This is a genomic window from Flavobacterium ginsenosidimutans (genome assembly GCF_003254625.1).
Lineage (GTDB): Bacteria > Bacteroidota > Bacteroidia > Flavobacteriales > Flavobacteriaceae > Flavobacterium > Flavobacterium ginsenosidimutans.
In genome coordinates, this window is the sequence record NZ_QJRJ01000079.1 from 140209 (window position 1) to 165126 (window position 24918).

The following is a 24918-nucleotide window of genomic DNA, read 5'->3' on the forward strand; positions in this document are numbered from 1 at the left end:
TTTTACAAGCAACATTTCACAATTAAAATCACTTCTTAGCCGACAAATAAACCCCAATCAAAATAATAAACGCCCCGACAGACTGAATTGGAGTCAGAAATTCGCTATCTAATAATCCCCAGAAAAAAGCAACAATCGGAATTAAATATGTTACTGATGTTGCAAATACTGGCGATGACATCTGAATCAGTTTAAAGAAAAGAATGTTTGCAATTCCAGTTCCTAAAACACCTAAAATCATTACAAAAAGTATCGAATGCTGTGTTTCTGCAAAATGTATTTTTTGACTGATATCGGTTGTGCTTAAGATAATTAACGCTGGTAAAAATAAAACCGCAAAATTCCCTGTTGTAATACTAACCGAATTCAGATCGTGCAAATATTTCTTAATCAAATTCACGTTGATTGCATAACTAAGCGTTGCAATAACTACCAATAAGACATATAGATAATTTTGAGTTCCACTTGCATCATCTCCATTTAAAACCAAAAGCAAACAGCCTACAAGCCCAACAAAAACCCCTAAAACCTGTCGTTTTTGAAACTGAATTCCAAAAGCTACAATTCCTAAAACTAAAGTATTTAAAGGCGTTAGCGAATTTAAAATCGCCACAATCGAACTATTTACCTGAGTTTCGGCAATAGCAAAAAGATACGCTGGCATAAAAGTCCCAAAAAGTGAAGTTATTGCAACATATTTCCATTGGCGTTTGGAAATTTTTTTTAAACTATTAAAACCAAAAATCAACAGAAAAAGCGCAGCAAAAATAATTCGGAATGAACCGACTTGGATAGCTGTCAAACCAATTAATCCCTTTTTTATTAAAATAAAAGAACTTCCCCAAATAAGAGAAAGAATCGCTAAGTAAATCCACTTTAACTGTTTTGTATCCATAAATTGTATTTTACTACAAATTTGTAATTATTTTACGAACTGACCTCTCTCTTTTTATTAATTTTGCACAAAAGTAATTCGCAATTTAAAATTCATATATAATGAAAATTTCAAAAATCTTAATCGCAGCGACAATCGCTGGCTTAGTATTCGTTGGCTGTAAAAAAGAAGAAGATAAAAGCCTTCAAGTTGTAAATGCAGAAAAAAGTGCTCCAAAAGAACACAAACCAATTGCTGCTGAAAATCTTCAAACAGCAAGCTTCACAATAGACGGAATGACTTGTGCTGTTGGATGCGCAAAAACAATTGAAGAAGAATTAGCTAATCTTGACGGAGTTGAAAAAGCAACTGTTGATTTTGACAAGAAAACGGCAACTGTAAGTTTTGATAAAACAATCCAAAACTCAGAATCTTTAACTAAAGTGGTTCAAGAAACTGGAGACGGAAAAACATATAAGGTTTCGAATTTTAAATCTTAAATTCTAGATTTTAAAAAAACATTCCATAGGAATGTCTGGTTGGTAGAATTAAATTTGAATTATGATTATACGTTCCTACGGAACGTTTGATAAACATATTAGATTTTTCTAAAAATCAGGTGTCCCTACAGGACACGATGCGACACAACATTATTTTTTTTCTACCGATGAGATATTCCTACGGAATATTACAAATTATTATAAATAAAGATTGATAAACCAAAAATATGAAGGCTATTAAAAACAAAAAAAGGATTCAAATTTGAATCCTTTTTTTATTTCCATTTCAACGTTTCCATCAAACGCTGCATATCGTTTTTAACATAACTCGCCGCTGGCATAATTGAGTCAAAGTTTGGTTTTGCATAAAAATACACAGAACCAATCAAAAAGTGTTTTGTACTGTCTGTAGCATAAAACTGAGAGTTTGTCGCTGCATTTCCATCAACTTGATAAAACATTCCATAAACCTTTTTCTGCGGATTTAAATACGGTTGTTCTAAAATATCATCGGCTTTAATAACGTGCTCGTAAGTCAGTTTTTGAGCGTCGCGTAATAATTTGTCAATATTACCATTTACTGGCTTATATGTCAAATAAATGGTTGCTTTCATCTTTGGATACGTGATTGCAAAACCACATTCTTTTTCTCCTTTTATAATGGCGTCTTCATTCATTTCGAAAGTGAATGGACAAGTATTTTCAAAATTCACATATTTTGCTTCTGGATAATCTAATCGCAGGAAACTCGCTGGTTTTGGCAAAACATCATTTTTACAGCTTATAACCGTTAGAGCAAGCAAAATTGCTGTTATTGAAAGTATTCTTTTAAACATTTTAATTTATTGTAACTTTTATTTGTTTTACACGTTTTTTATCAACTGTTTCGATGGTGAAAATACAGTTTTCAAAAGACACTTTCTGATCTTTTTTCGGAAAATTACCTAGAATTTCAAGAATAAATCCAGCCAAAGTTTCTGCTTCTCCTTTGTGGGCCTCAAAAACATCTTCGTCAACATCTACAATTCTGTAAAAATCCTTCAGGTTTATTTTTCCTTCAAAAAGAAAATTATTCTCATCAATTTGCGAGAAATTTAGATTTTCATCATCAAATTCATCACTAATATCTCCAACTATTTCCTCGATAACATCTTCTAGCGAAACTAATCCAGATGTTCCTCCGTATTCATCAACCACGATTGCTAGATGGCTTTTTAGACTCTGAAAATCCTTCAAAAGATTATCTAGTTTTTTATTTTCAGGAACAAAAAAAGCTTCTCTAATCAAAGAAGTCCAGTCAAATTCTTCTTTATCAATATGAGGAAGCAAATCTTTTACGAAAAGCACCCCTTCAATCTGGTCAATATTATCGCGGTAAATCGGAATTCTTGAAAAACCTGTTTCGATTATTTTAGGATAAATTTCTGCGAATGTTTCTGATATTTCCAATGCAAAAATATCAATTCTCGGACTCATAACCTGCTTCGTATCTGTATTTCCGAAAGAAACAATTCCTTCCAGAATTTTTTGTTCTTCTGTCGAAGTTCCTTCAGAATCTGTCAATTCTAAAGCCTGAGAAAGCTGATTGATTGAAAAATTGTTCTTTTGTTTTCCTAATTTATTTTGCAAATATATAGTAAAGGCGCGCATTGGCAAACTTACTGGGGAAAGCACTTTATCTAAAAACGCCAGCGGATAAGCAACTCGTTTAGCAAAGCGAACATTATTTCTACTTGCGTAGACTTTAGGAAGCACTTCGCCAAATAATAAAATTAGAAAAGTAACTAGAATTACTTCGAGAGTAAATTTAAACACGGGCGAACTTACATTGGCAAAAATATTCTGCCCCATATAAGCGAATAAAATTACTACGCCAATATTGAAAAAATTATTCGCAACCAATAAAGTTGCTAAAAGCTTTTTGGGCTTTTCTAATAAATTTGAGATGATTTTCCCTTTTGCAAGATTATCATTTAAAGTATCATCGATATCTTGCTGAGATAAAGAAAAAAGAGCAACTTCAGCACCTGAAACAATTGCCGAAAGAAATAATAAAATAAAAATTCCGACGAAACCAATAATTAAATTAGCGTCAAGATTGGTAGAAAAAAGTAAACTGGGCTCCGGGTCCAAACTGTATAAAATTAGTTAAACATCTAGAAAGGCAGATCATTAATTGGAAGCCCTTCATTAGCAGCATCAAAGTTAGTGTTTTTTGCTGACTCTGTATCCTGATTCTGTCTCGTATGTGCAGTTTCTTTTTTGGTAGTTAAAAAAGTAAATTCAGTAACCTGAATTTCGGTAGTATATTTTGTCGTTCCATCTTCCGCCTGCCACTGACGAGATTTGATTCTTCCTTCTACATAAATTTTATCTCCTTTAGAAAGATATTTTTCGCAAATTTCTGCGGCTTTATTACGCACAACCAAATTATGCCATTCTGTAGAAGTAATCTTTTCATTAGTCGTTTTGTTGATATACACTTCATTGGTTGCCAGCTGAAAACGTCCGATGCAGTTCCCTCCATCAAAATAATGCATCTTCACATCATCGCCCAAATGGCCAATAAGCATCACTTTATTTAATGTTCCGTTCATAGTTTTTGGTAGTATTTCTCCCAAAGATACATTTTTTTAGCAATTTATTTCCTGCTTTTCTATAAAATTATAAATCACAATTGGAAATGGAAAAGTTTTTAATTTTTCAGAATCTACTCCATTTTCAATTTTCTCTTTTACTTTAATTTTCCAAAATTGTATATGCAGATGCTGATGCGAAAGTTTGTGCACAACAGTCGATTCGGCACAATCTTCTATACCTATAATAGTATAGGAAGGGAAAATTTCTTCTTTTGCTTTTTTCGAAACCACATCAAAATCCACAATCGATTGAGTTTCTAAAAGCGGAAACTCATATAAATTATGCCAAATTCCCTTTTCGCTTCTTTTTTGAATCAAAGTATTCCCTTCAACATCTTCCAAAATTAGATAATTAAAATAACGATTGGTTACTTTCACTTTTTTAGATTTCACAGGAAGCTGATTTACTTTTCCTTTTTGCAATGCCAAACAACTGTCATTAAAGTCACAATTTGAACAATTCGGGCTTTTAGGAACGCATTGCAACGCACCAAATTCCATAATTGCCTGATTAAAAATTGCAGGATTGTCTTTAGGCATTAATTCTTGTGCCAATGCCGTAAACTCTTTTTTGGTCGCAGGAAGCGCAATATCCGATTCAATATCAAAATAACGCGATAACACCCGAAACACATTTCCATCTACAACAGGAACCGATTCATTATAAGAAAAGGACGCAATTGCTGCCGCTGTGTATTCACCAACACCTTTTAGTTTTAAAAGCTCTTTATAAGAATCAGGAAAAACTCCATTTAAATCGTTACTTATATATTGAGCGGTTTTATGAAGATTTCGGGCTCGTGAATAATATCCCAATCCCTGCCAAAGTTTCAAAACCTTCTCTTCAGGAGCATCTGCCAAATCTTTTACTGTAGGAAATTCTTTAGTAAACGAAAAAAAATATGGCATTCCTTGTGCAACTCGAGTCTGCTGAAGCATAATTTCTGAGAGCCAAATTTGGTACGGATTGACCGTTTTTCGCCACGGTAAATCACGCTTGTTCTGTAAATACCATTTTATCAATATGTTATGAAAATCCATTGCAAAATACTTAGATTGCAAAAGTAAATGTTTATGTAATTAAAATTTAACGAATTAGCTTGATTAATTATTTTTTTAATTCCTATATTTGCAAACTCAAAAAAATAGTACACCATTTATAAAATAAAATAGGAAAGAAAATGACGAAAGCAGATATCGTAGCGAAGATTTCAGAGAAGCTAGGTCTTGAAAAAGGAGACGTTCAAGCAACAGTAGAAACTTTTATGGAAGAAGTTAAGACTTCTTTAGAAACTGGAGACAATGTATACCTTAGAGGTTTTGGTAGTTTTATCGTTAAAACTAGAGCTGAAAAAACTGGAAGAAACATTTCTAAAAACACTACTATTAAAATTCCAGCACACAACATTCCTGCGTTTAAACCTGCAAAAGTTTTTGTAGAGGGAGTTAAAACAAACAACGAAGCAAAATAATATTAATTAACATAAATCTGACACGATATGCCAAGTGGTAAAAAAAGAAAGAGACATAAGGTAGCTACTCACAAACGTAAGAAAAGAGCGAGAGCTAACCGCCACAAAAAGAAAAAGTAGTTTTAAACTACTTTTTTCTTTTTAAACGTTCATTGAAATTGGAGTTTGACAATCTCAGTCACAGATTACAGTTTGTAGCCTAATACTGCTTACTGCCACTGAAAACTGATAACTAACTCCACCGGGTTAATACCTGTTAAAATATTGTTTAATCCATCCTTACAATTTTATTTAAGATCGTAGAATGTAGATTTCAGATTATTCTAAAATCTAAAATCTAAAATCTAAAATTGAAAAGTTCGGATAAAAATTTACAGTGTGAATAAAGAATTAATCATTAGATCTAGTTCTGAAGCAGTAGATTTTGCCTTATTAAAAGATGGAAAACTAATTGAATTACACAAAGAAGAAGAAAAAAGTAACTTTCAGGTTGGCGATATTTTTATTGCCAAAATCAGAAAACCAGTTGCAGGACTTAATGCTGCTTTTGTAAATGTAGGCTTCGAAAAAGATGCCTTTTTACATTATCACGATTTGGGTCCAAATCTAGCTTCTCAGCTGAAATTCATAAAACTTGTAAGCGCAGGTAAAATAAAAGATTTCTCCCTAAAAACCTTTCAGTTTGAAAAAGAGATTGACAAAGATGGCATCATTACTGATATTTTAAGTGCCAATCAATCTGTCTTAGTTCAAGTAGTTAAAGAACCTATATCGACCAAGGGCCCAAGAATAAGTGCTGAGCTTTCTCTTGCCGGAAGATTTATCGTTCTAGTTCCTTTTTCTGATCGTGTTTCTATTTCTCAAAAAATAGAAGACAAAAAAGAAAAGGATCGTCTAAAAAAACTTGTTCTATCGATCAAACCTAAAGGATTTGGTGTTATTGTTCGTACAGTAGCCGAAGGCAAAAACGTAGCCGAATTAGAAAAAGATTTGCAGAACCTGCTTGGCAGATGGTCTGCAATGTGTAAAAAATTACCAACTGCTCATCATCCATCAAAAGTATTAGGAGAGCTTAATAGAGCTTCTTCAATATTAAGAGATGTATTTAATGATACCTTCAGCGGTATTCAAATAGATGATGAAGAGTTGTACCACCAAACGAAGGAATATTTGCAAGAAATTGCACCTTCAAAACAATCGATTGTTAAGTTTTATCAATCAAATGACACTCCGATTTTTGAGAAATACAATATAGAGAGACAAATCAAAACTTCTTTTGGCCGAACTGTTTCCATGAGTAAAGGTGCTTATCTTATCATAGAACATACCGAAGCTCTTCACGTTATAGACGTAAACAGCGGAAACCGTTCTAATAAGGCGACCAACCAAGAAGACACAGCCATGGAAGTGAATATGATTGCTGCAGCAGAAATCGCCAGACAACTTCGTCTGCGAGATATGGGTGGAATTATCGTAGTAGATTTTATCGATATGTCTAATCCTGAAAACAGGAAAGTTTTGTTCGACTTCTTGCGAGAAGAAATGAGCGACGATAAAGCAAAGCATAAAATATTACCGCCAAGTAAATTTGGACTTGTTCAGATTACAAGACAGCGCGTAAGACCAGAAGTTAATATCAAAACCAGAGAAGAAGATCCAAATAAAGTCAATGGCGAAATTGAAGCGCCAATATTAATAATTGACAAGATCACCTCTGATTTAGAAAGACTTTTAAAAACCCACAATAAGGTTGTGCTTAATACACACCCGTTTGTGGCTGCATACCTCAGCAAAGGTTTTCCATCATTACGTTCAAAATGGTTTTTTGAACATAAGAAATGGGTGAAAATCATACCTCGTGACGCTTACACGTACTTAGAATATCATTTCTACGATAAAAAAGGAAATGTTATTTCAGAATAAAACAAAACCGCCTTTCGAAAGATTGGCGGTTTTTTTGTGCGTCATTGCGAGGAACGAAGCAATCTTTTTCGCCACGAATTCATGAATTCTTTTTTATAATGATCTGTCCCAACGGAACTTTATATCCAAAACTATATTTAAAAAAACATCTTAAGCACTAATGTCACCCTGAGCGAAGTCGAAGGCTATTGTATCTAAAAAGGGCTTCGACTTCGCTCAGCCTAACAATCGATTATTATTCTCTAACAATTTCAATTCTTCTTCTTATTTCATTTCCAGAAGCATCCACAACTGTAATATAATGCGTTCCTGTTGTTGGCGTGATTGGTAATTCATGAAATGTTTTTGTTGTGGCTTTATAAACATCATCAACATACCAAAATAATTCTTTGTCTCTTTCAGAATAGGCCACTTTCAAAATCACAGGCTGGACATTGCTGTTAAAATCCTTTGTCAAGTAAATTTTGCTGTTCGCCTTTGGATAAATGAAATCCATTGTGGTCGTTTGTGTTCCCTCGCAACCTTCTTTAAATGGAGGTAATGGCAAGTATTCGATATGTTGGCTTTTGTAATACCATGCCATAACAGGAGGCAGTACAAACCAGTTTTTAGTAACAATATTATCGATACTTTCGCAACTGCTGTTTACCTGAAATTGTTCTGCTTTATCTAAATGAATTGTTCTATGATACGGACAAACTTTAGTTGATTTACCTTTTTTAGTAACCCATTGTTTGATTTTTGGGCAGTTGTCTTTAGCCAAATAACCGCTTAAACGGCAAACCTCAACTTCTGCTAAATCATTATAGGGCGTATCAAACCATCTTTGTCTCGGCAGTAAATTAAAAACATCAAATAAAATTGGCGCGGCACTGGTTACTCCAGTTAAAGTTGGTCTTCCTTCTCCAGTTGCATTTCCAACCCAAATCCCCACTACATATCTTGAATTTGTTCCAATAGCCCACGCATCCCGATTTCCAAAACTTGTTCCGGTTTTCCACGCAATTTTTAAAGAACTGTCATAAAACTTCCAAGCTTCATCTCCTTCTGGCCTGTTAACCTCTTCCATTGCGTTGTACGTTAACCAAATTGATCCAGCGCCCAGAATATTCTTTTGATCGGTTTCGGAGCCAAAATCGGGCGTAAAATCGTTTTTGTAATTCAGCTCTGTAAATTCATTCGTTCTATATTGACTTTTATTTTTAGTGTAATAATTTAATGTTGAAGATAAGTTAGCGTATGTTCTGCATAAATCCCATAGATTACTCTCGGCACCGCCCAAAATAAGCGACAAACCATAATGATCTGGTGTTTTATTGATATTCTTTAATTTGAATTTTTGTAATTCTTCATAAAACTTGTTTACAGTAAATTCCTGAAGCATTAAAACTGCAGGAATGTTTAACGAACGTGACAATGCACGATGCGCAGGCACAGCACCGTCAAACGTCAAATTAAAATTTTGAGGAGTATATCCTGAAATCTGCGTTGGAATATCGGCTACTAAAGTATTAGGCAATAATTCGCCATCATCGAGCATTGCACCATACAAAAGTGGTTTTAAAATACTTCCAGTACTTCTAGGTGCATCAATAATATCAACATCTTTTTGATGATCTACGTCGGCAGGAGAGTTTCCAACATAACTCATTACATTTCTACTCTGAACATCAATTACCAAAATAGCCAGATTATGCACTTCATTCTGTTTATACTGATTGTAATAATATCTCGCAATTTGGTTGACACGATTTTGCAAAGCATAATCAATTGTAGTTTTTACTCTTGTTCCTTCTTCATTTTTAGCCACTCTTTGCAGTAAATGTGGTGCTATTTGAGGCAGATCATACGGTTTTTGAGGCAATGGTTCTTCTATCGAAAGTTCGTAAGTCTGTTTATCGATAATACCTTCCTGATGCAGTTTCAATAAAAGTCGGTTTCTTTTATTTAATAATTTAATTTGGTTTTTCCCCGGATAAATCAAACTTGGGGCATTTGGTAAAACAGCAAGCACAGCATTTTCTGCCCACGACAATTGATTGGATTGCACGCCAAAATAACGCCATGAAGCCATTTCTAGTCCCACAACATTTCCTCCAAATGGTGCATGCGCCGCGTACATTTCTAGAATTTCATTTTTAGAATAACCTAACTCTAATCTTGTTGCCAGAATAATTTCAATCAGTTTTTCAAAATAGGTTCTGTTTTTTCCTTTTCTGGAAAGTCTGATTACTTGTTGTGTTAAGGTACTTCCTCCTCTAACTACTTTTCCAGCTTTTCTGTTTTGTTTAAAAGCATTAATCATCGCTCCGGGATTGAAACCGGGATGTTTATAGAAGTATTCATCTTCAAAATAAACGATACACTTTTTGAATTTGTCAGGAACGCTGTCTTGCGCAGGAAAACGCCATTGTCCATCGCGGGCAATTTTGGCACCGAGTAATTCTCCTTCCTTACTTTCAATAACGGTTGAATACGGCTCTTTAAATAAAGTTCGAGGTATCGAAAAATAGTAAATCAGCAAGAGCACAAATGCAATTGCTGATTTTATTTTATTTCTTTTAATCCAGTTTATTATGCGTTGGAAAAACGCTATAAGTTTATTTTTCAAAATTAAATTGTTATTGCGTATCCTAACAGGTTTTGAAAACCTGTTAGGTATTCCTTATCCATTCCAAAAAAAGAAAAACAAAATCTCTTCTCTTATTTTAAAATACCTAACAGGTTTTGAAAACCTGTTAGGATAGTCGACTACAATTTTCTATTGGTCAATTAATTCTATATCATTGAGAACTCCTGCATAAATTAACTTTTTTTCATCATGACAAAATATAAAATTTTCTAAATCATTGAATAATTCTAGAACAAATTCTCGATCAATGCTACTTTGTTTATCTGACAAATATGAACGATAAGAAGAATGTCTATAAGACTGAAAATCTTTAGAAAATTTATGCTTGACAGGATTTAAATGAACGTATAAGATCAACTGTCTTAAATATTCTTCATTTTCAATTCTATTTCTTTGCAAATGTTCCTGAAACAAACTTCCTGTTCTATCGTAAGCTTTATTTATACTTTTAGAATAAGAATTGAATAAATTTGAAAATGGAAGATGAATTTTTTCTTTAAACTTTTCAGGTAGATTAATTTTATCTTTTATTCTTAGAACAATATGAAAATGATTTTTGAGCAAACAATAAGCATAAACATCAGCAATTGGCAAAATATATTTTTTAAGTTTTTCTAAAAAGTAATTATAGTTTCTCTCTTCAATAAAAATATTCTCAATATTGTTTCCTCGATTATAAACATGATAATATTGGCCTGCCTCAAAAACATCCTTCTCCACAATCTTATTCTTTTTATTATCCTAACAGATTTCCAAAACCTGTTAGGTATGTTTTTTTCTTCCTCTAAAAACTTAATATAATACCTAACAGGTTTTGGAAACCTGTTAGGATACGTGTATTAATAAATTTTACTTCACAACCTCAACCCAGAATCCTTTTGTTCTGGCTAAGAAAGTATTATCATACATCGCTTCGCATTGTAATCCTGGTAAATAATAATTTCCTAAATACGATGCATTTAACAGAATTCGGAAAACTTTAGTTTCTCTGGCTTTCATTCCGAAATAGAAATTAGTTCTGTCGTCACGGATATCAATATAATCGGCAATGTTGTTTACGGCGTCTCCATAATCTGTAAAACGTGTATTTACAATTTCGAATCCAGAAGGCAGAATCTGCGATAACGCTACATTTTGAACACTTTCTCCTCTTTGGTTTTTAATCGTAACCTCAGCAACAAACTCTGTTCCTTGACTGATTCTTGAAACATTGATTACACTTCCTTTTCTATTTTTGAAAACAATAGAAGCCGTAACATCACTTTGAACAGCATTTTCCTGTCCGATTGGCAGAATTCCTGTGTTTAATACACGAACATAAACCGTATTCGCTTTGTTGTTTTTCAACGTAATACTGTTTGTACCAGAAGCAACAGACAAACTACGATCTGCAACTGATTTACCTGTATTGATTGTCTCTCCTTTACCGTTTTTATTAAATTGAATATTGATTCCTTTTGGACCATTGCTCACTGCAAATTTTGACATTGCATATAAACAGTAAGCCGTTGTCTGTGTACTCATCCACTGGTTAGCGGACATTTCTTTAGCTAATTTAGAGGCTGTTACAAACGCTTTTTGTTTCTGATCTAATAAAAGCATGGTTTCAAGAGCCATTGCTCTATTTCTTTCACTTGAACCATAATAGTAATAACTATATCCGTCTGAATCACCGTCAATACTAGTTCTCAAGAACAAACTTTGCCCTGCCGATTTTTGTCCCGCTAAAACATAAGCTGCTGCCAAACGAAGCATACTTTCGTTTGAAATACCTTTTGTTTCTCGCAATCTGTTCATCGACGATAAATCAGCATTTCCTGCTAAAGCTAAAGTGTATAAACGATAGGCCTGCGCTAAGTCATTTCCGTATTTAGGTTCAAAACGCCATTGTTTCGCTTCTTTTTGCTGATAACCTAACCATTTCGATTTGAAATTAATTGGCAACACATATCCTTTTTTCTCTGCTTCAATTAAGAAATGTCCAGCGTATGAAGTTCCCCAATCGTCTGCAATTGCATTTCCTTGCCAGTAAGGCATTCCGCCATTTGATAATTGGAATTTACCCAATCTGGCAATTCCAGCCGCAATGTTTTTCTGAATCAGATCTTTTCGTTTTGCATCAATATCAGCCACATCGCCCAAATACAATTGCGGAAAAACAGATGAAGTCGTCTGTTCGACACATCCATGAGGATACTGAATCAAGAATTGTAATCTTCCATTCAAATTCATTGATGGCATAGATGAAACCTCTAATCTTGCTTTATTACTTCCAGCAATTCCAAAGGTTTTCCATGAAATTGTTTTGGTACTATTTGGCGTTAAAACAACATCGGTAAAAGTGCTCGTAACTGGATTTGGATTCGTCATATCGATTTCAACATCATAAGTTGATTTCTCGCTTCCAGATGTCGCAATTACCTGAACTTTTGCAATTCCTGTCGCAGAACCCACAACTAAATTAAAATATGCCATTTTCTCATCTGGCTGTGCGAAATTTAGTTTTTGAACCGCACTTCCCATAACTTTCAATCCGTTGCTGGTTTTAACCTGAATCGAAACATTTTTGATTTTATTTTCAGTTGCAAAAACCGTTACAGGCAATGTTACTTTTTCTGACGGCGAAATTTTTCTAGGCAGCGAAGCCAATACCATTAGCGGACTCTTAACTTGTGTTGCTTTTTCAACACTTCCGTAAGCGCTTGTATTTGCATCTCCGGCAACAACCATTGTTCGTACAGAACCAATATATTTCGGAAGTTTTAATTCATGCGATTTTGTTTCTCCTTTTCCTAATTTAAATGGTCCGTAATACAATACTACAGGTTTAAAACGGTTAGCTTTTTTAGCTTTTCCGCCTCCTAAATCCTGGTCACCACCAATACTGAAAATCTGATTTATTTTTCCGCCATAAGCACCAATTACATCATCGTAAACGTCCCATGTTTTTACTCCTAATGCTTCACGAACGTAGAAACTATCCCACGCATTTGGTGTTTTAAAACGAGTTAAATCCAAAAGACCTTCATCTACAACTGCGATTGTATATGTCATTTCTTTACCTGATTTCTCGCCTACTTTAACCGTAAACGGCTGTTCTGGCCTTAATACATCTGGCATATTAAGAGTCGGTGCCAAAATGGTGTTTTTATCTACCACTTCAATTGGTACAATTCCGTACATACGAATTGGCGAATCATTTTTAGTTGAAGCGAGTGGCTGTAATAAGGTAATATTAAAATACACGTTTGGCGCCATAGCTCCTGTAATTGGAACTTCAACTTTTGTTTCTCCGTTTTTAGTTTCTGCCCAAATAGTCTGCACGACTCTCGATCCGTTTTCGATAGAAATCAACGCACGTCCGCCTTCACTTGACGGGAAAGAAATCTGTGCTTTTTCGCCAACTGCATAATTCTTTTTATCGGTAGAAAAAACTAACATATTGGCTGTCGAAGCATCTCTGTTTCGTGTTTTTCCAGACCAGATTGGCCAGTCGATATTTACGGTTAAAGAAGATGCATGTCCGCTTTCAGCGTCTTCAACACGAATTAGATAACGTCCCCATTCTTCATCTGTGAGGGCAAATTGAAAACTTCCTTTTCCATTAGAATCGGTATTTATGAGAAAGGTTTTGTATGAAGTCGTTGCATTCGAAGAATTATAATTTGATAGATTATCGCTTGAAGAATCCCACCACCATCTCCAGTCTACTTTGTAAACTCTTACTTCAAGATTACGAACTGATTTTGGTCTTCCATTTTCGTCAACTGTGACAACCTCGAAACGATTATTTGTTCTCGTTTCAAGCATACTGTACTTGTTCAGTTCCGGCGTTTTAAGTCCAACGTAAGTTTTGTATGGAGAATAAGTTGTCGACATTACATCTGTACTAAAATCTCCTCCTTCTTCATATACTTTTGTAATGAATGAAGCACGAAGCATTCCTGGCGCCTGACCTTGTAATCTTGGCTGAATGTTTACAGATGCTTTTCCGTTTTCATTTAATTTTCCAGAGAAAACATTAATTTCTTCTGTACTGAATTGGCGTGCCAAATCATCAAAAGTATATTTTTCATAACCTTTAAAAGTCGTGCTTTGCTGAGAGAATTTAGCCTGCATTTCTACATTCAAATTCTTCGCAATTGCGCCGTGTAGCCATGTTACTTCCAGATTATCTGTATTTGGATAAGAAGCCGAAAGTGTTTTTCTGCTAAAGGTATTTTTGATTTTTAAACGATTCGGTTTGATGGTTTCAATCTTGATGCTCTTATAGAATTTCGCACCACCAACGCTTACCATTGCTTCCCAATTTCCTGTTGGCGCATCTTGATCTGTTCGAACAGCAATAGCATAATGATTCAAATCATTGGTTTTTTGAACTGTTTGATAAACTGTTTTTCCGTTCGGATCATTTAATCTGAATTTAATTGGATGTGATTTCGGAAGTTTATTCGCAGCATCGTTCAAAATAAATGATAAATACAAAATATCTCCAGGGCGCCAAACACCTCTTTCTCCATAAATAAATCCTTTCAGCCCTTTTTGCAAAGTCTCTCCGGCAACATCAAAATTACTTACCGATAACGAAAGTCCATCATCCAACTTCACGTAAGTTGATTGATCTCCTAAAGTTACAATTGCAAAATAAGCGAATTTGTCCAGCTGAAAAGATGCAATTCCTTCACTGCTTGTCGCTTCTGTTGCTATTTTTTGCTGTTGGAAATTGTATAAATCTACTCTTGCATTCGAAACCGGTTCTGTTGTAACAATATTATTTACAGCAAATAAGTACGATTTATTTTCTCCTCTTTTGGCAATAACTCCTAAATCTGAAGCTAAAATATTAGTCGCAATTCTCGCATTGTAATAGTAAGAACCTGTACACGGATCTTGGCTTTCTCTCCAATCGTAATCGTCATAATAGTAATAATCATCATAAGAGTTTCCGCTGTAGTTTACGTCATTTTCATCAACTTCTTCTTCCTCGGCTTCATCTTCACTATTATCTGATGTTTCGCATTTATAAAGCGAATATTTCTTTTTGTAAACAAATTCAACTCTGTAAATCGCTCCTGGTTCTGGTTTTATAATTTTAGATAAATCTAAAGCATACGTATTCCATTTTGCCAGATTTACGAGTGTGCTTTCTCTTAAATTCAGCGTCGTTTTAGCAATTGGCTGCGCTACTTTTTTGAGATTTTGTCCGCCGTTTAATTCATTATATTGAAGAAACTGCAGAATATTATTTTTATATATTTTATAAACCTTTACATCTACAGCGCTCAGATTTACGGCTTCGAAATTCAGTTTTAAATTATTTGAACTTGGCAGAATTGTTCCGTTTTTAATAAAACGAACGTTTGGTTTTATCTGATCAAAAGAGATTTTTTCGCTGTAATTGTTTTCTAGTTTTTTACCATACTGGCTTTCTATTCCTTGAAAAACTTCCAATAATAATTCACCAGTAACAACTTGTTCTGGTTCTTCGTCTGGAACATATTCAACAGCTTCATCTACAACTGCGGCTGCTGAATCTACTGCAACTGCGGCTGAGTCAACTACAACTGCGGCGGAATCTATAGCGACGGCAACTGGTTCTTCAGCAACTACTGTTACAGGTTCTTCTTTTTTAGGTGCATTTTGATTGGAAAAATATACTTTTAGTAAATTTCCTTGTGTAGAAAATTTCAGGTTATTGGTGTTTTGAATCGAAACCAATCCAGCAAAATCCTGACCTTTTTCTAATGGTTCAGAGAAATTAATTAAAACTTGCTGATTGTTTCCGTCTGGAACTTCAACTTTGATAACTTTAAATTCGTTGATGCTCGTAATTGGAAAATCAATTTGTCCTTTTTGGTCAATATCAAAATCATTTCCATCATAAATAATCTCTAAATTTGAAGCTTCTGACTGACGCTGAATACTATCAATTATAAAACGAAATTCTTTTGCCGGCCCGTTTGTTTTCTCAAACTTAATTTTAAGATTATTTCCATTATGTTTGGCTTCAACCAGCTTTTGAGCAGTTTCCAAATCAATATTATCTGCTGTTTTCAAAACGCAGTTTAAATATTGATATTCTTTGCTGTACGATTGAATATCGCCAGTATTTATGGTGAAATCCTGTTTAACCGTTTTAACTGTAAAATTGAATTTAGAAAGCGTTTCCTCTTTCTCTTTTGGAATGGCGGTTAGTTTATCTAAGTTTAAAGTAACTTGATATTCTGTTCCTGCTTCTAATTTTTTCTCTGGAATAAAAGCTAAAGTATTGGTCGAAAGCGCTACTACTTTTCCGTGAACATTTGGCGAAATATCAAACAAATCATCGTCTAATTCCTGATTAGGTTTCCAATCATTTTTGTCGAATGCCAAAACCACACGAATATCAGAATCCGCAGAAACGATTCCGCCAGTAAAACTGGTAATGTAATCTTTGAATAGCGAAAAATCCGAATTGAAATCTGCAGCTGATTTGCGCCCGCAGGATTGAAAAATAAAAAACACAAAAAATACGAGAACTAAACCTTTTGCTTTCACTTTTATTTAGAGTTAATGGTTAACAAGCTAGAAATTTAACACGAATTACCGTTAAAGCCATAACAGCAAATGCGATTTAAATTATGTTAAAAGTAAAATATTTTTCTATTGCTTTAAGAAGAAAATTCCCTAATAATGATTATTTAACTTTTGTTGAATCTTAGAAAGCATTGTAATGATGATTTGAAGCAAATTCCAGCTATCCGCTATATCTTTTCCCTGCTAAAGAAGCAGGAAAAAGGATGCCGCTTCTATCTGGGCTAGGGCAGTTATTTTTATAAGCCAATTTAAAGTTCATCTCCTATTTTTGACAAAACTTTATCCATTTCAAGAAAGTGTTCTTTTGTATTAGATGAATAAAAAAGTTGATTGTTGCTCATTACAATAATTACCTCATCGTCATGATTCCCATAGAAATTTATCCCATCTGCCCACTGCGTAAAAGAAACACCTTTATTTTTATAATTCTCAACAATAAAATTTAGCCCTTCATCATCAATTTCATAAAAACATTCAGCAGTATATTCTAAAGCAAAACCAGCTTGTAAAAATGCCATTGCAATAAAGAAATCAGTTAAGGTTTCTGTTTCCAGTTTCCATTCCTTTTCATCATAACTCATATAAACTGGCGGATTGGATTTTGACAAATCCTCTTTATGAATTCCCCAAACGCAAGCTTTTTGATTTTCAGAATAAAATATTAGATAATCATCATTTTTATAATATTGAAAACGCTCTGGTATAATTAATAAATCTTGTGTATGATTTAAGTTTTGGATTTTCCCTAATTCAGTATAATAATCAATGAAAACTTCTGGAAGTTCTCCAAAAATATCTTTTACAATTTTAATTTCATTTTCCGTAAAACCATTTGGTTCAGTTATACTGAAAAGTCTTTTTATTGTTGAGAAATCGGTCATAGTCATTTAATATTTTGGAACTCCTGCTTTCCACATTTCTTCAACAGTTTTTAGCGGATAATTATCTTCTCCCAACAAACGTAATTCTTTTAACGGATCAATCCATCGGTTATTTTCTATTGATAAAATCAATCTACGAACAAATTCGTAACCCGTATTATAACCTGTAATTTCATAAGAGCTTGAATTATATTCTTTTTTATCAATATTATATTCTACAATTTCATTTCCCATAATACCTTGATCTCCAATTAAGGGATCAATTCTTACCAGATTATGGATAAGTTGGTCATCTGTAAATTGTGAACTATTTCCCCATTGTCCTCTATCTTTACTAATAAATAATTCTGGGATAGAGATATCTAAATTTGACTTAAAATTTTTGATTTTACCTACGGAACATTTTTTAAAAAACTCTTTCAAAACCATACATACTCCAAAAGGTTCAAATAGACTTAAGTCAATCTGATCATTATCAAATTCAGGATCTGAGCTTTTTAAATTAAAAACCGCAATAAATGGTGCTTTTAAAACCTGAACCACTACAAAAAGATCATTCTTCAATTGTATTGAATGAATCTCATTTTCTTTCCAAGTAAATCTCTTTAGCATTTTCAATCAATTAAAAAGAAGCTAAATTACTACAAAAAAAATCAGTTCTTTCTTCTTTCCAGAAAAAATCGTTTCATCAAATCGGCAGCTTCGTTTGCCATTACGCCAGAAACAACAGTCGTTTTCGGGTGAAGTTTTGTTCCCATATTGAGAAATCCGCGTTGTTCGTCGCGTGCTCCAAAAACAATTTTAGAAATCTGACTCCAATACAACGCTCCTGCGCACATTTGGCAAGGTTCGAGAGTTACATAAAGTGTACAGTCTTTTAAATATTTTCCGCCCAGAAAATTAGCCGCCGCGGTGATTGATTGCATTTCAGCATGAGCCGTGACATCATTTAGCAATTCGGTCAAATTATGACTTCTTGCAATAACTTTATCGGCTACAACTACAACAGCTCCAACAGGAATTTCGCCTTTTAAATAGGCTTCTTCAGCTTCCTGCAAAGCTTTTTTCATAAAATATTCGTCTGTAAAAGGATTTTCCATATCTGCAAAAGTAAAACTTTACTCAATATTTTTATTACATTTAAACTTTGATATTTGAATTATGGAACCAAAATATAAAATTTCAATACCTGAACCGTGCCATGAAAACTGGGATCAAATGACTCCAAAAGACAATGGCAGATTTTGTGTGAGCTGTTCAAAAACGGTTGTTGATTTTACGTCAATGCTTCCAGAGGAAATTCAGCAGTATTTTATTTCACATAAAAATATCTGCGGAAGACTTAAAAATGAGCAGTTAAATGAAATAAATATTCAGATTCCGTCTCAAATATTACATAGCCAAATGCACTATCGAAAAATGTTTTTATTGGCACTTTTTATAGCTATGGGCACTACATTATTTAGCTGTCAGGATAAGGATGGAAATAAACAAAAAATAGATAAAGTTGAAGTTGTAGAAGATATCAAACCTGTACAACCCGCTACTACTGGAATTATCCTAATGCCCATAGATACAATAAACACCGAAAAAGATTCTCTATCTAGACCAGAGAACCTTCAATCTGGACGTTACGGAATTGTTTATAATTCAAATGATTTAGAGGTTGCGCCTGTTCCCAAAAATGGAATAAAAAAATTCTGTTCTCATTTTTCAAAAAAACTTATCACTGCAAAACAGGGAGAAATATCGGTTTTATTTGTAATTGAAGGCGACGGAAGTCTTAGTAATTTTAACATACTAAAAAACACAACTTCAGCAAGTGAAAAAGATATCGTTGGGGTTTTAGAAAAATCTCCTAATTGGATTCCAGGTAAACTAAAAAATCGAGTTGTTCGCTCCACTTACACTTTGCCAATTACATTTAAATAATGGAAATAAACCATAAAATAACTGCTCAGACAAAGCAATATAAATTGCTTTTAGCATTGTATGCAGTTATAGGAACCGCTTTTTTGTTTGGCTGTCAAAACAAAGAGGATAAAAAAGAAAAAATAGAGAATATTGAAGCTATCGCAGATACTTCGACAACAAAATCTGTTTCTTTAGATAAAACACCAACAGATACAAAAAAATCAAACCAAACAGCACCTTCATTATCTAAAGCTGAAGAAATTGAATTTAAAAAAGCAACACCAATAACGCAGGAAGAGGTCAAAGAAGATAAAACTTCAAAATCTGAAAAGACAAAAAAAGATGATGCTTCGATAGCACCAAAAGCTCCTTTAAATTCTAACGCAGAATTTCCTGGCGGAATAGAACAATTTCATAACTTTTTTATGAAAGAATACAAAAAGCCTGAAGACGTAAGTTATTGGAAACTTAATTTCACTCTTGCATTTGCAGTAGAAAAAAACGGTACAATTTCATTTCTTGAATGTTCGCCAGCAGTCGAAGAACCTCTGCAAAAAGAAATTATCAGGGTTTTAAATTTGTGTCCAAAATGGCAACCGGGCGAATCGAACGGAAAAAAAATCAGAATGCAATATTCTGTGCCTATTTTATTGAAATAAGACGAAGCAAAAAAATTAAATTTAAAACCGTAAATTTGCTTTTTACCTTACAATGAAAAGCGATTTACTTTCGAACATATACAATCCAGCCGATTTACGTCTTTTAAAAGAAGAACAGCTTACTCAGGTTGCTCAAGAATTACGTCAATTTATTATTGAGGTCGTTTCTGTAAAAGAAGGACATTTGGGCGCAAGTTTGGGCGTTGTAGAGCTTACAATTGCTTTGCATTATGTTTTTAATACGCCCGAAGATTTATTGGTTTGGGATGTTGGACATCAGGCCTACGGGCACAAAATCCTGACCGAAAGAAGAGAAAATTTTCATACCAACAGACAAATCGAAGGTATTTCTGGTTTTCCTAAAAGAAGCGAAAGCGTTTATGATACTTTTGGCGTTGGGCATTCTTCTACTTCTATTTCAGCGGCACTCGGAATGGCGATTGCTTCAAAATTAAAAGGTGATTTTAATAAAGAACATATTGCTGTTATCGGTGATGCTTCAATTGCCAGCGGAATGGCGTTTGAAGGTTTAAATCACGCTGGAGTTACTGATGCTAATATTTTGGTCATTTTGAATGATAATGCAATCGGGATTGATCCAAGTGTTGGCGCTTTAAAACAATATCTTACTTCGGTTAAAAACGGAAAAAATCCGCGACAAAATAATATCATTAAATCGTTGAATTTTGATTATTCTGGGCCAATTGATGGCCATGATCTTCCTAAATTAATCAAAGAATTAAATCGTTTAAAAAAGATTAAAGGCCCAAAATTCCTTCATATTGTAACTACAAAAGGAAAAGGCTTGCTTCAGGCCGAAGAAAATCAGGTGAAATATCATGCACCTGGAAAATTTGACGCTTCGACTGGAGAAATTCATTTAAAATCAGAAGAAAATCTTCCTCCAAAATATCAAGATGTTTTTGGTTTAACTATTCTAGATTTAGCCAAAAAGAATGAAAAAATAATTGGAATCACACCTGCAATGCCATCTGGAAGTTCATTAAAATTTATGATGGATGAATTACCCGATCGTGCCTTTGATGTTGGAATTGCCGAACAGCACGCCGTAACGCTGGCTGCAGGAATGGCAACTCAAGGAATGATTGTCTATTGCAATATTTATTCGACTTTTTTACAACGCGCGTATGACCAAGTGATTCATGACGTTGCTTTGCAAAACTTACCTGTTATTTTTTGTCTTGACAGAGCTGGTTTAGTTGGCGAAGACGGAGCAACACATCATGGCGTTTTTGATATTGCCTACCTACGTTCAATTCCGAATATGAGGATTTATGCTCCGTTAAACGAAATTGAGCTGCAAAACATTTTATATACGGTTCAATTTGGAATAAATCATCCTATTGCAATTCGATATCCAAGAGGCCGCGGAGTCCTGCCAAATTGGGAAGTAGAAAATTTCGGACATTATGAAAAAATTAATTTCGGTGAGGCAAAATGCTTGAAAGATGGTACGAAAATTGCTGTTCTGTCGGCCGGAACAATTGGAAATAATGTTATAGAAGCCTTAAAAGAATCCACAAATTCTGATGAGATTGCCCATTATAACTTTAGTTTTATTAAACCATTAGACATCAATATATTACACACTATTTTTACAACTTTCGAAAGTATTATTACCATCGAAGACGGAGTTAAAAATGGTGGTTTTGGAAGTGCAGTTTTAGAGTTTGCAGCATCAAATAATTTCAAAAATAACATTGAAATTTTGGGTGTTCCAGACGAATTTATTGAGCATGGAACAGTAAATCAACTGCAACAATTGTGTAAAATTGACGTTAAAAGTTTGATAAATCTTTTTTCTAACGGTTCAAAATAATTATTTTGCGACACCAAAAACAAATTACCTAATGAAATTATTGCGTTCTACCCTTTTGCTATTATTGCTTCTGTGTACTTCTAATAACTTTGCCCAGATCATTCAAACTACTCTAAGCCCAAATCAAGCACCTAAACCGCCTTCTAACTGGACACAAAAAAATCAGCTGGGGTTTGACATTTCCGAAATTGCATTTGTAAATTGGAGTGCCGGGGGAACAAGTTCTATTTCAGGCTTATTTAAAGGTGAATTTTCAAGAACTTATACCAAGAAAAATCATAAATGGGTAAACGAACTTATCGTAAAATATGGTTTAAATAAACAGGACGGAATCGAATTAAGAAAAACAGACGATGCTTTCCAATTTAACTCTACTTACGGTTTTAGAAAAGATTCCACTTCAAACTGGTATTACTCTTCAAAATTAAACTTCAACACACAGTTTACAGACGGTTATAATTATCCTAATAGAGATGTTGCTATTTCTAAGCCTTTTGCACCAGCATACGTCTTTCTGGGAGCTGGAGCTGAGAACTCAAACAAGGAAAAAAATAGAACGTTTTACTTCTCTCCTATTACGTTAAAAACCACTTTAGTACTTGATCAATATCTTGCAAATCAAGGTTCTTTCGGGGTTAAGAAAGCGGTTTATGAAACAGATCCGCTAGATCCAAATAACCAGATTTTAATTGAAGAAGGTCAGAAAGTAAAAGCCGAATTTGGTATTCTTTTTACTGGATATATGAGAAGCGAAATCTACAAAAACGTTTTTTACGAAAACAGGCTGAGCTTATATACCGATTATTTGAATAAATTCGGGAATGTCGATATTGATTATGACACCAAATTAGACCTTGTTGTTAACGCTTATGTAAAAGCGAATATTGGAGTTCATTTAATTTATGATGATGATATTAAAACGAAAAAAGATGTTGTAGACCCAACAACTGGAACTACAACTCAGGTTAACGACGGGCCACGAATGCAGTTAAGACAAGTTCTTGGCGTAGGTCTTGTTTACGCTTTTCAATAAACACATCAAATCAATTATAAAAAAAACAGCCCATAAATAGTTTATGGGCTGTTTTTTTTTATTTGTACCAAAATTAATTCTTTTTTCGTCCTTGAATCATCTCATATAATTCTAAAGCATTTCCGTCTGTTAAAAGCGAAACATAATGGCAGATATGCAATAAACGTTCGTATAAATTGGTTTTGTCTAAATGATGTTTTTCAGGCAGCATTTTCAAAATCAATTTATCGTAGTTTGAAGCTGTTCCTTCAAATTTATTATTGAATGCTGTAATGAATTTATCCAATAGTGTTTGAATGATCTGATACCCCACAATCTCTTTCTCAATTACTTCACGACTCTGATAGATTTTTTCAACACTAAGTTTGATAATATCATTCATTTGAGCTTTGTATTTGCTTTTATCTGTTAAAGCATAAGGGAAATTTCCAGCCAAAATTGCTTCTTCATTTTCTATAAAAACTTCTACGGCATCATTAATTAAAGAACCAATTGCAAGTGCGCGCAGATAACTAATTCTATCTTCTTTAGTTTCTAATGTTTTATATTTTGCAACACCAATATTATCTTTTACCAATTTAATTAGATATTCTAAAGCATAATCTTCAGAAACCAAACCTAAATTAATTCCATCTTCGAAGTCAATGATTGTGTAACAGATATCATCTGCTGCTTCCACTAAATACGCCAATGGATGTCTTTCAAAACCAATATCTTCACCAGATTTATTGGCAATCATTCCCATATCTTTAGCTACTTCTTCAAAGAATAATTTATCTGATTGAAAAAATCCGTATTTTTTATCGGCGATATTATTAGTGGGCTTTTTCGGAAGGCTTTCTTTAGGATATTTCATAAAAGCCCCCAAAGTTGCGTAAGAAATACGAAGCCCGCCTTCAATTCCTGGACGGCTTCCAGTCAACACTGAAAATCCGTTAGCGTTTCCTTCAAAATCAATTAAATCTTGCCATTGTTTATCAGTCAACTGATTTCTGTATTTCTGTCCGTTTCCAATAGCAAAATATTCACCAATTGCTTTTTCTCCAGAATGTCCAAATGGCGGATTTCCAATATCATGCGCCAATGAAGCTGCTGCTACAATCGCTCCAAAATCGTTCATGTGATAACCGTGAACCTCTTTCAAATAAGGATATTTCTCGATAATCTTTTTCCCAACCAAACGTCCAAGCGAACGCCCGACAACCGAAACTTCTAAACTGTGTGTTAATCGCGTATGAACGAAATCTGTTTTAGAAAGCGGAATAACTTGTGTCTTATCTTGTAGACTTCTAAAAGCGGAAGAAAATATAATTCGGTCATAATCGACCTCAAAACCTAAACGAGTATCATCTTGTTCTACACGTAATCTTTTGCTTGTATCTCCTTGACGTCTTAATGATAAAAGTTGTTCCCAGTTCATTGTTGAATTTTAGATTTCTGATTTTAGATTTTAGATTTCTCATCTAAATGTCAAAAATACGTTTTATTTTAGGATTTTCTTTTGTTTAAAATTCTAATGCCGTACTATATTTGATTTCTCCCATTACAAAAATACTGTTCGTGTTTCCAATGTTTTCAATCGTTGACAGCTTATTCATTACAAAATCCTGATAACTAGCCATATCTTGCACTAAAATCTTAAGCATAAAATCGTAATCGCCAGCAATATTATAACATTCTATAATTTCTGGAAGCGCCACAATATCCTTCACAAAATTGCTTCCAACATTTTTAGCATGTTCTTTTAAGCGGACGTTGCAAAAAACAGTCATGCCTCGGTTCATTTTCTGTTTGTCTAAAAGCGCTACATATTTTGTAATATATCCGTCTCTTTCCAGTCTTTTAATTCGTTCATAAACTGGCGTAACAGTTAGAAATAATTTACTTGCAAGGTCTTTTGTATTGATATTGCAGTCTTCTTGAAGGTATTTCAAGATCAGCAAATCGGTTTTATCTAGATTTTCCATAGTTTTTT

General features: G+C 33.9%; 20 protein-coding genes. 7 read left to right on the forward strand and 13 right to left on the reverse strand.

Features of this window, described 5'->3' with window-relative positions; all coding sequences use genetic code 11:
- Positions 1–28: 28 nt before the first annotated feature.
- On the reverse strand, positions 29–895 hold the full coding sequence (locus DM444_RS15295) for a DMT family transporter (RefSeq protein ID WP_111288172.1): 867 nt from the start codon (positions 893–895) through the stop codon (positions 29–31).
- A 101-nt stretch (positions 896–996) separates the two neighbouring features.
- Between DM444_RS15295 and DM444_RS15300 the strand changes: the two genes are divergently transcribed.
- Complete coding sequence (locus DM444_RS15300) at positions 997–1374, forward strand: heavy-metal-associated domain-containing protein (protein WP_109191690.1); 378 nt, start codon at positions 997–999, stop codon at positions 1372–1374.
- 275 nt (positions 1375–1649) lie between these two features.
- On the opposite strand, the gene gldD is transcribed toward DM444_RS15300, so the two are convergent.
- Genes gldD through mutY form a run of 4 tightly spaced genes read right to left on the reverse strand, consistent with a single transcriptional unit; the run spans position 1650 to position 5054 of the window.
- Positions 1650–2210, reverse strand: a complete 561-nt coding sequence (gene gldD / locus DM444_RS15305) for a gliding motility lipoprotein GldD (protein WP_111288174.1) — start codon at positions 2208–2210, stop codon at positions 1650–1652.
- 1 nt (position 2211) lies between these two features.
- Positions 2212–3507, reverse strand: coding sequence for a gliding motility-associated protein GldE (locus DM444_RS15310; RefSeq protein WP_111288176.1), 1296 nt, complete (start codon positions 3505–3507; stop codon positions 2212–2214).
- A gap of 23 nt (positions 3508–3530) precedes the next feature.
- Positions 3531–3971, reverse strand: a complete 441-nt coding sequence (locus DM444_RS15315) for a single-stranded DNA-binding protein (protein ID WP_111288178.1) — start codon at positions 3969–3971, stop codon at positions 3531–3533.
- Positions 3972–4007: 36 nt separating this feature from the next.
- Positions 4008–5054, reverse strand: a complete 1047-nt coding sequence (gene mutY / locus DM444_RS15320) for an A/G-specific adenine glycosylase (protein ID WP_111288180.1) — start codon at positions 5052–5054, stop codon at positions 4008–4010.
- Between the two features lie 140 nt (positions 5055–5194).
- Here mutY and DM444_RS15325 point away from each other — a divergent pair, with 140 nt between their 5' ends.
- Together DM444_RS15325 and DM444_RS15330 are read left to right on the forward strand one after the other, a co-directional pair.
- Positions 5195–5485 carry an HU family DNA-binding protein gene (locus DM444_RS15325; protein ID WP_007805026.1) on the forward strand — a complete coding sequence of 97 codons (291 nt, stop codon included), beginning with the start codon at positions 5195–5197 and terminating at the stop codon, positions 5483–5485.
- 378 nt (positions 5486–5863) lie between these two features.
- The gene (locus DM444_RS15330) at positions 5864–7408 is read left to right on the forward strand and encodes an Rne/Rng family ribonuclease (RefSeq protein ID WP_035645529.1); all 1545 of its coding nucleotides are present in this window, start codon (positions 5864–5866) and stop codon (positions 7406–7408) included.
- A 235-nt stretch (positions 7409–7643) separates the two neighbouring features.
- On the opposite strand, the gene pbpC is transcribed toward DM444_RS15330, so the two are convergent.
- The 6 genes from pbpC to DM444_RS15360 form a co-directional block, all read right to left on the reverse strand.
- Complete coding sequence (gene pbpC, locus DM444_RS15335; protein ID WP_111288182.1) at positions 7644–10019, reverse strand: penicillin-binding protein 1C; 2376 nt, start codon at positions 10017–10019, stop codon at positions 7644–7646.
- A 150-nt stretch (positions 10020–10169) separates the two neighbouring features.
- On the reverse strand, positions 10170–10760 hold the full coding sequence (locus DM444_RS15340; RefSeq protein WP_111288184.1) for a transposase: 591 nt from the start codon (positions 10758–10760) through the stop codon (positions 10170–10172).
- A 129-nt stretch (positions 10761–10889) separates the two neighbouring features.
- A complete protein-coding gene (locus DM444_RS15345; protein WP_111288186.1) occupies positions 10890–16577 on the reverse strand; it encodes an alpha-2-macroglobulin family protein in 5688 nt (1895 codons plus the stop codon).
- Positions 16578–16864: 287 nt separating this feature from the next.
- Complete coding sequence (locus DM444_RS15350; RefSeq protein ID WP_111288528.1) at positions 16865–17497, reverse strand: hypothetical protein; 633 nt, start codon at positions 17495–17497, stop codon at positions 16865–16867.
- A gap of 6 nt (positions 17498–17503) precedes the next feature.
- On the reverse strand, positions 17504–18109 hold the full coding sequence (locus tag DM444_RS15355; RefSeq protein WP_111288188.1) for a hypothetical protein: 606 nt from the start codon (positions 18107–18109) through the stop codon (positions 17504–17506).
- A gap of 41 nt (positions 18110–18150) precedes the next feature.
- Positions 18151–18597 (reverse strand): nucleoside deaminase, encoded by a 447-nt coding sequence (locus DM444_RS15360; RefSeq protein WP_111288190.1) that lies wholly within the window; start codon positions 18595–18597, stop codon positions 18151–18153.
- 61 nt (positions 18598–18658) lie between these two features.
- On the opposite strand from DM444_RS15360, the gene DM444_RS15365 reads away from it, so the two are divergent.
- Genes DM444_RS15365 through DM444_RS15380 form a run of 4 tightly spaced genes read left to right on the forward strand, consistent with a single transcriptional unit; the run spans position 18659 to position 22943 of the window.
- Positions 18659–19429 carry a hypothetical protein gene (locus DM444_RS15365; protein WP_111288192.1) on the forward strand — a complete coding sequence of 257 codons (771 nt, stop codon included), beginning with the start codon at positions 18659–18661 and terminating at the stop codon, positions 19427–19429.
- On the forward strand, positions 19429–20070 hold the full coding sequence (locus tag DM444_RS15370; RefSeq protein WP_111288194.1) for a hypothetical protein: 642 nt from the start codon (positions 19429–19431) through the stop codon (positions 20068–20070). Before DM444_RS15365 ends, DM444_RS15370 begins: the two co-directional genes overlap by 1 nt.
- Positions 20071–20122: 52 nt before the next feature.
- A complete protein-coding gene (locus DM444_RS15375) occupies positions 20123–21910 on the forward strand; it encodes a 1-deoxy-D-xylulose-5-phosphate synthase (protein ID WP_111288196.1) in 1788 nt (595 codons plus the stop codon).
- A gap of 31 nt (positions 21911–21941) precedes the next feature.
- Positions 21942–22943 (forward strand): DUF3078 domain-containing protein, encoded by a 1002-nt coding sequence (locus DM444_RS15380; protein WP_111288198.1) that lies wholly within the window; start codon positions 21942–21944, stop codon positions 22941–22943.
- A gap of 73 nt (positions 22944–23016) precedes the next feature.
- On the opposite strand, the gene DM444_RS15385 is transcribed toward DM444_RS15380, so the two are convergent.
- Positions 23017–24363, reverse strand: coding sequence for a deoxyguanosinetriphosphate triphosphohydrolase (locus tag DM444_RS15385; RefSeq protein WP_111288200.1), 1347 nt, complete (start codon positions 24361–24363; stop codon positions 23017–23019).
- An 85-nt stretch (positions 24364–24448) separates the two neighbouring features.
- A complete protein-coding gene (locus DM444_RS15390; RefSeq protein WP_111288202.1) occupies positions 24449–24910 on the reverse strand; it encodes an Lrp/AsnC family transcriptional regulator in 462 nt (153 codons plus the stop codon).
- Between the last annotated feature and the right edge of the window lie 8 nt (positions 24911–24918).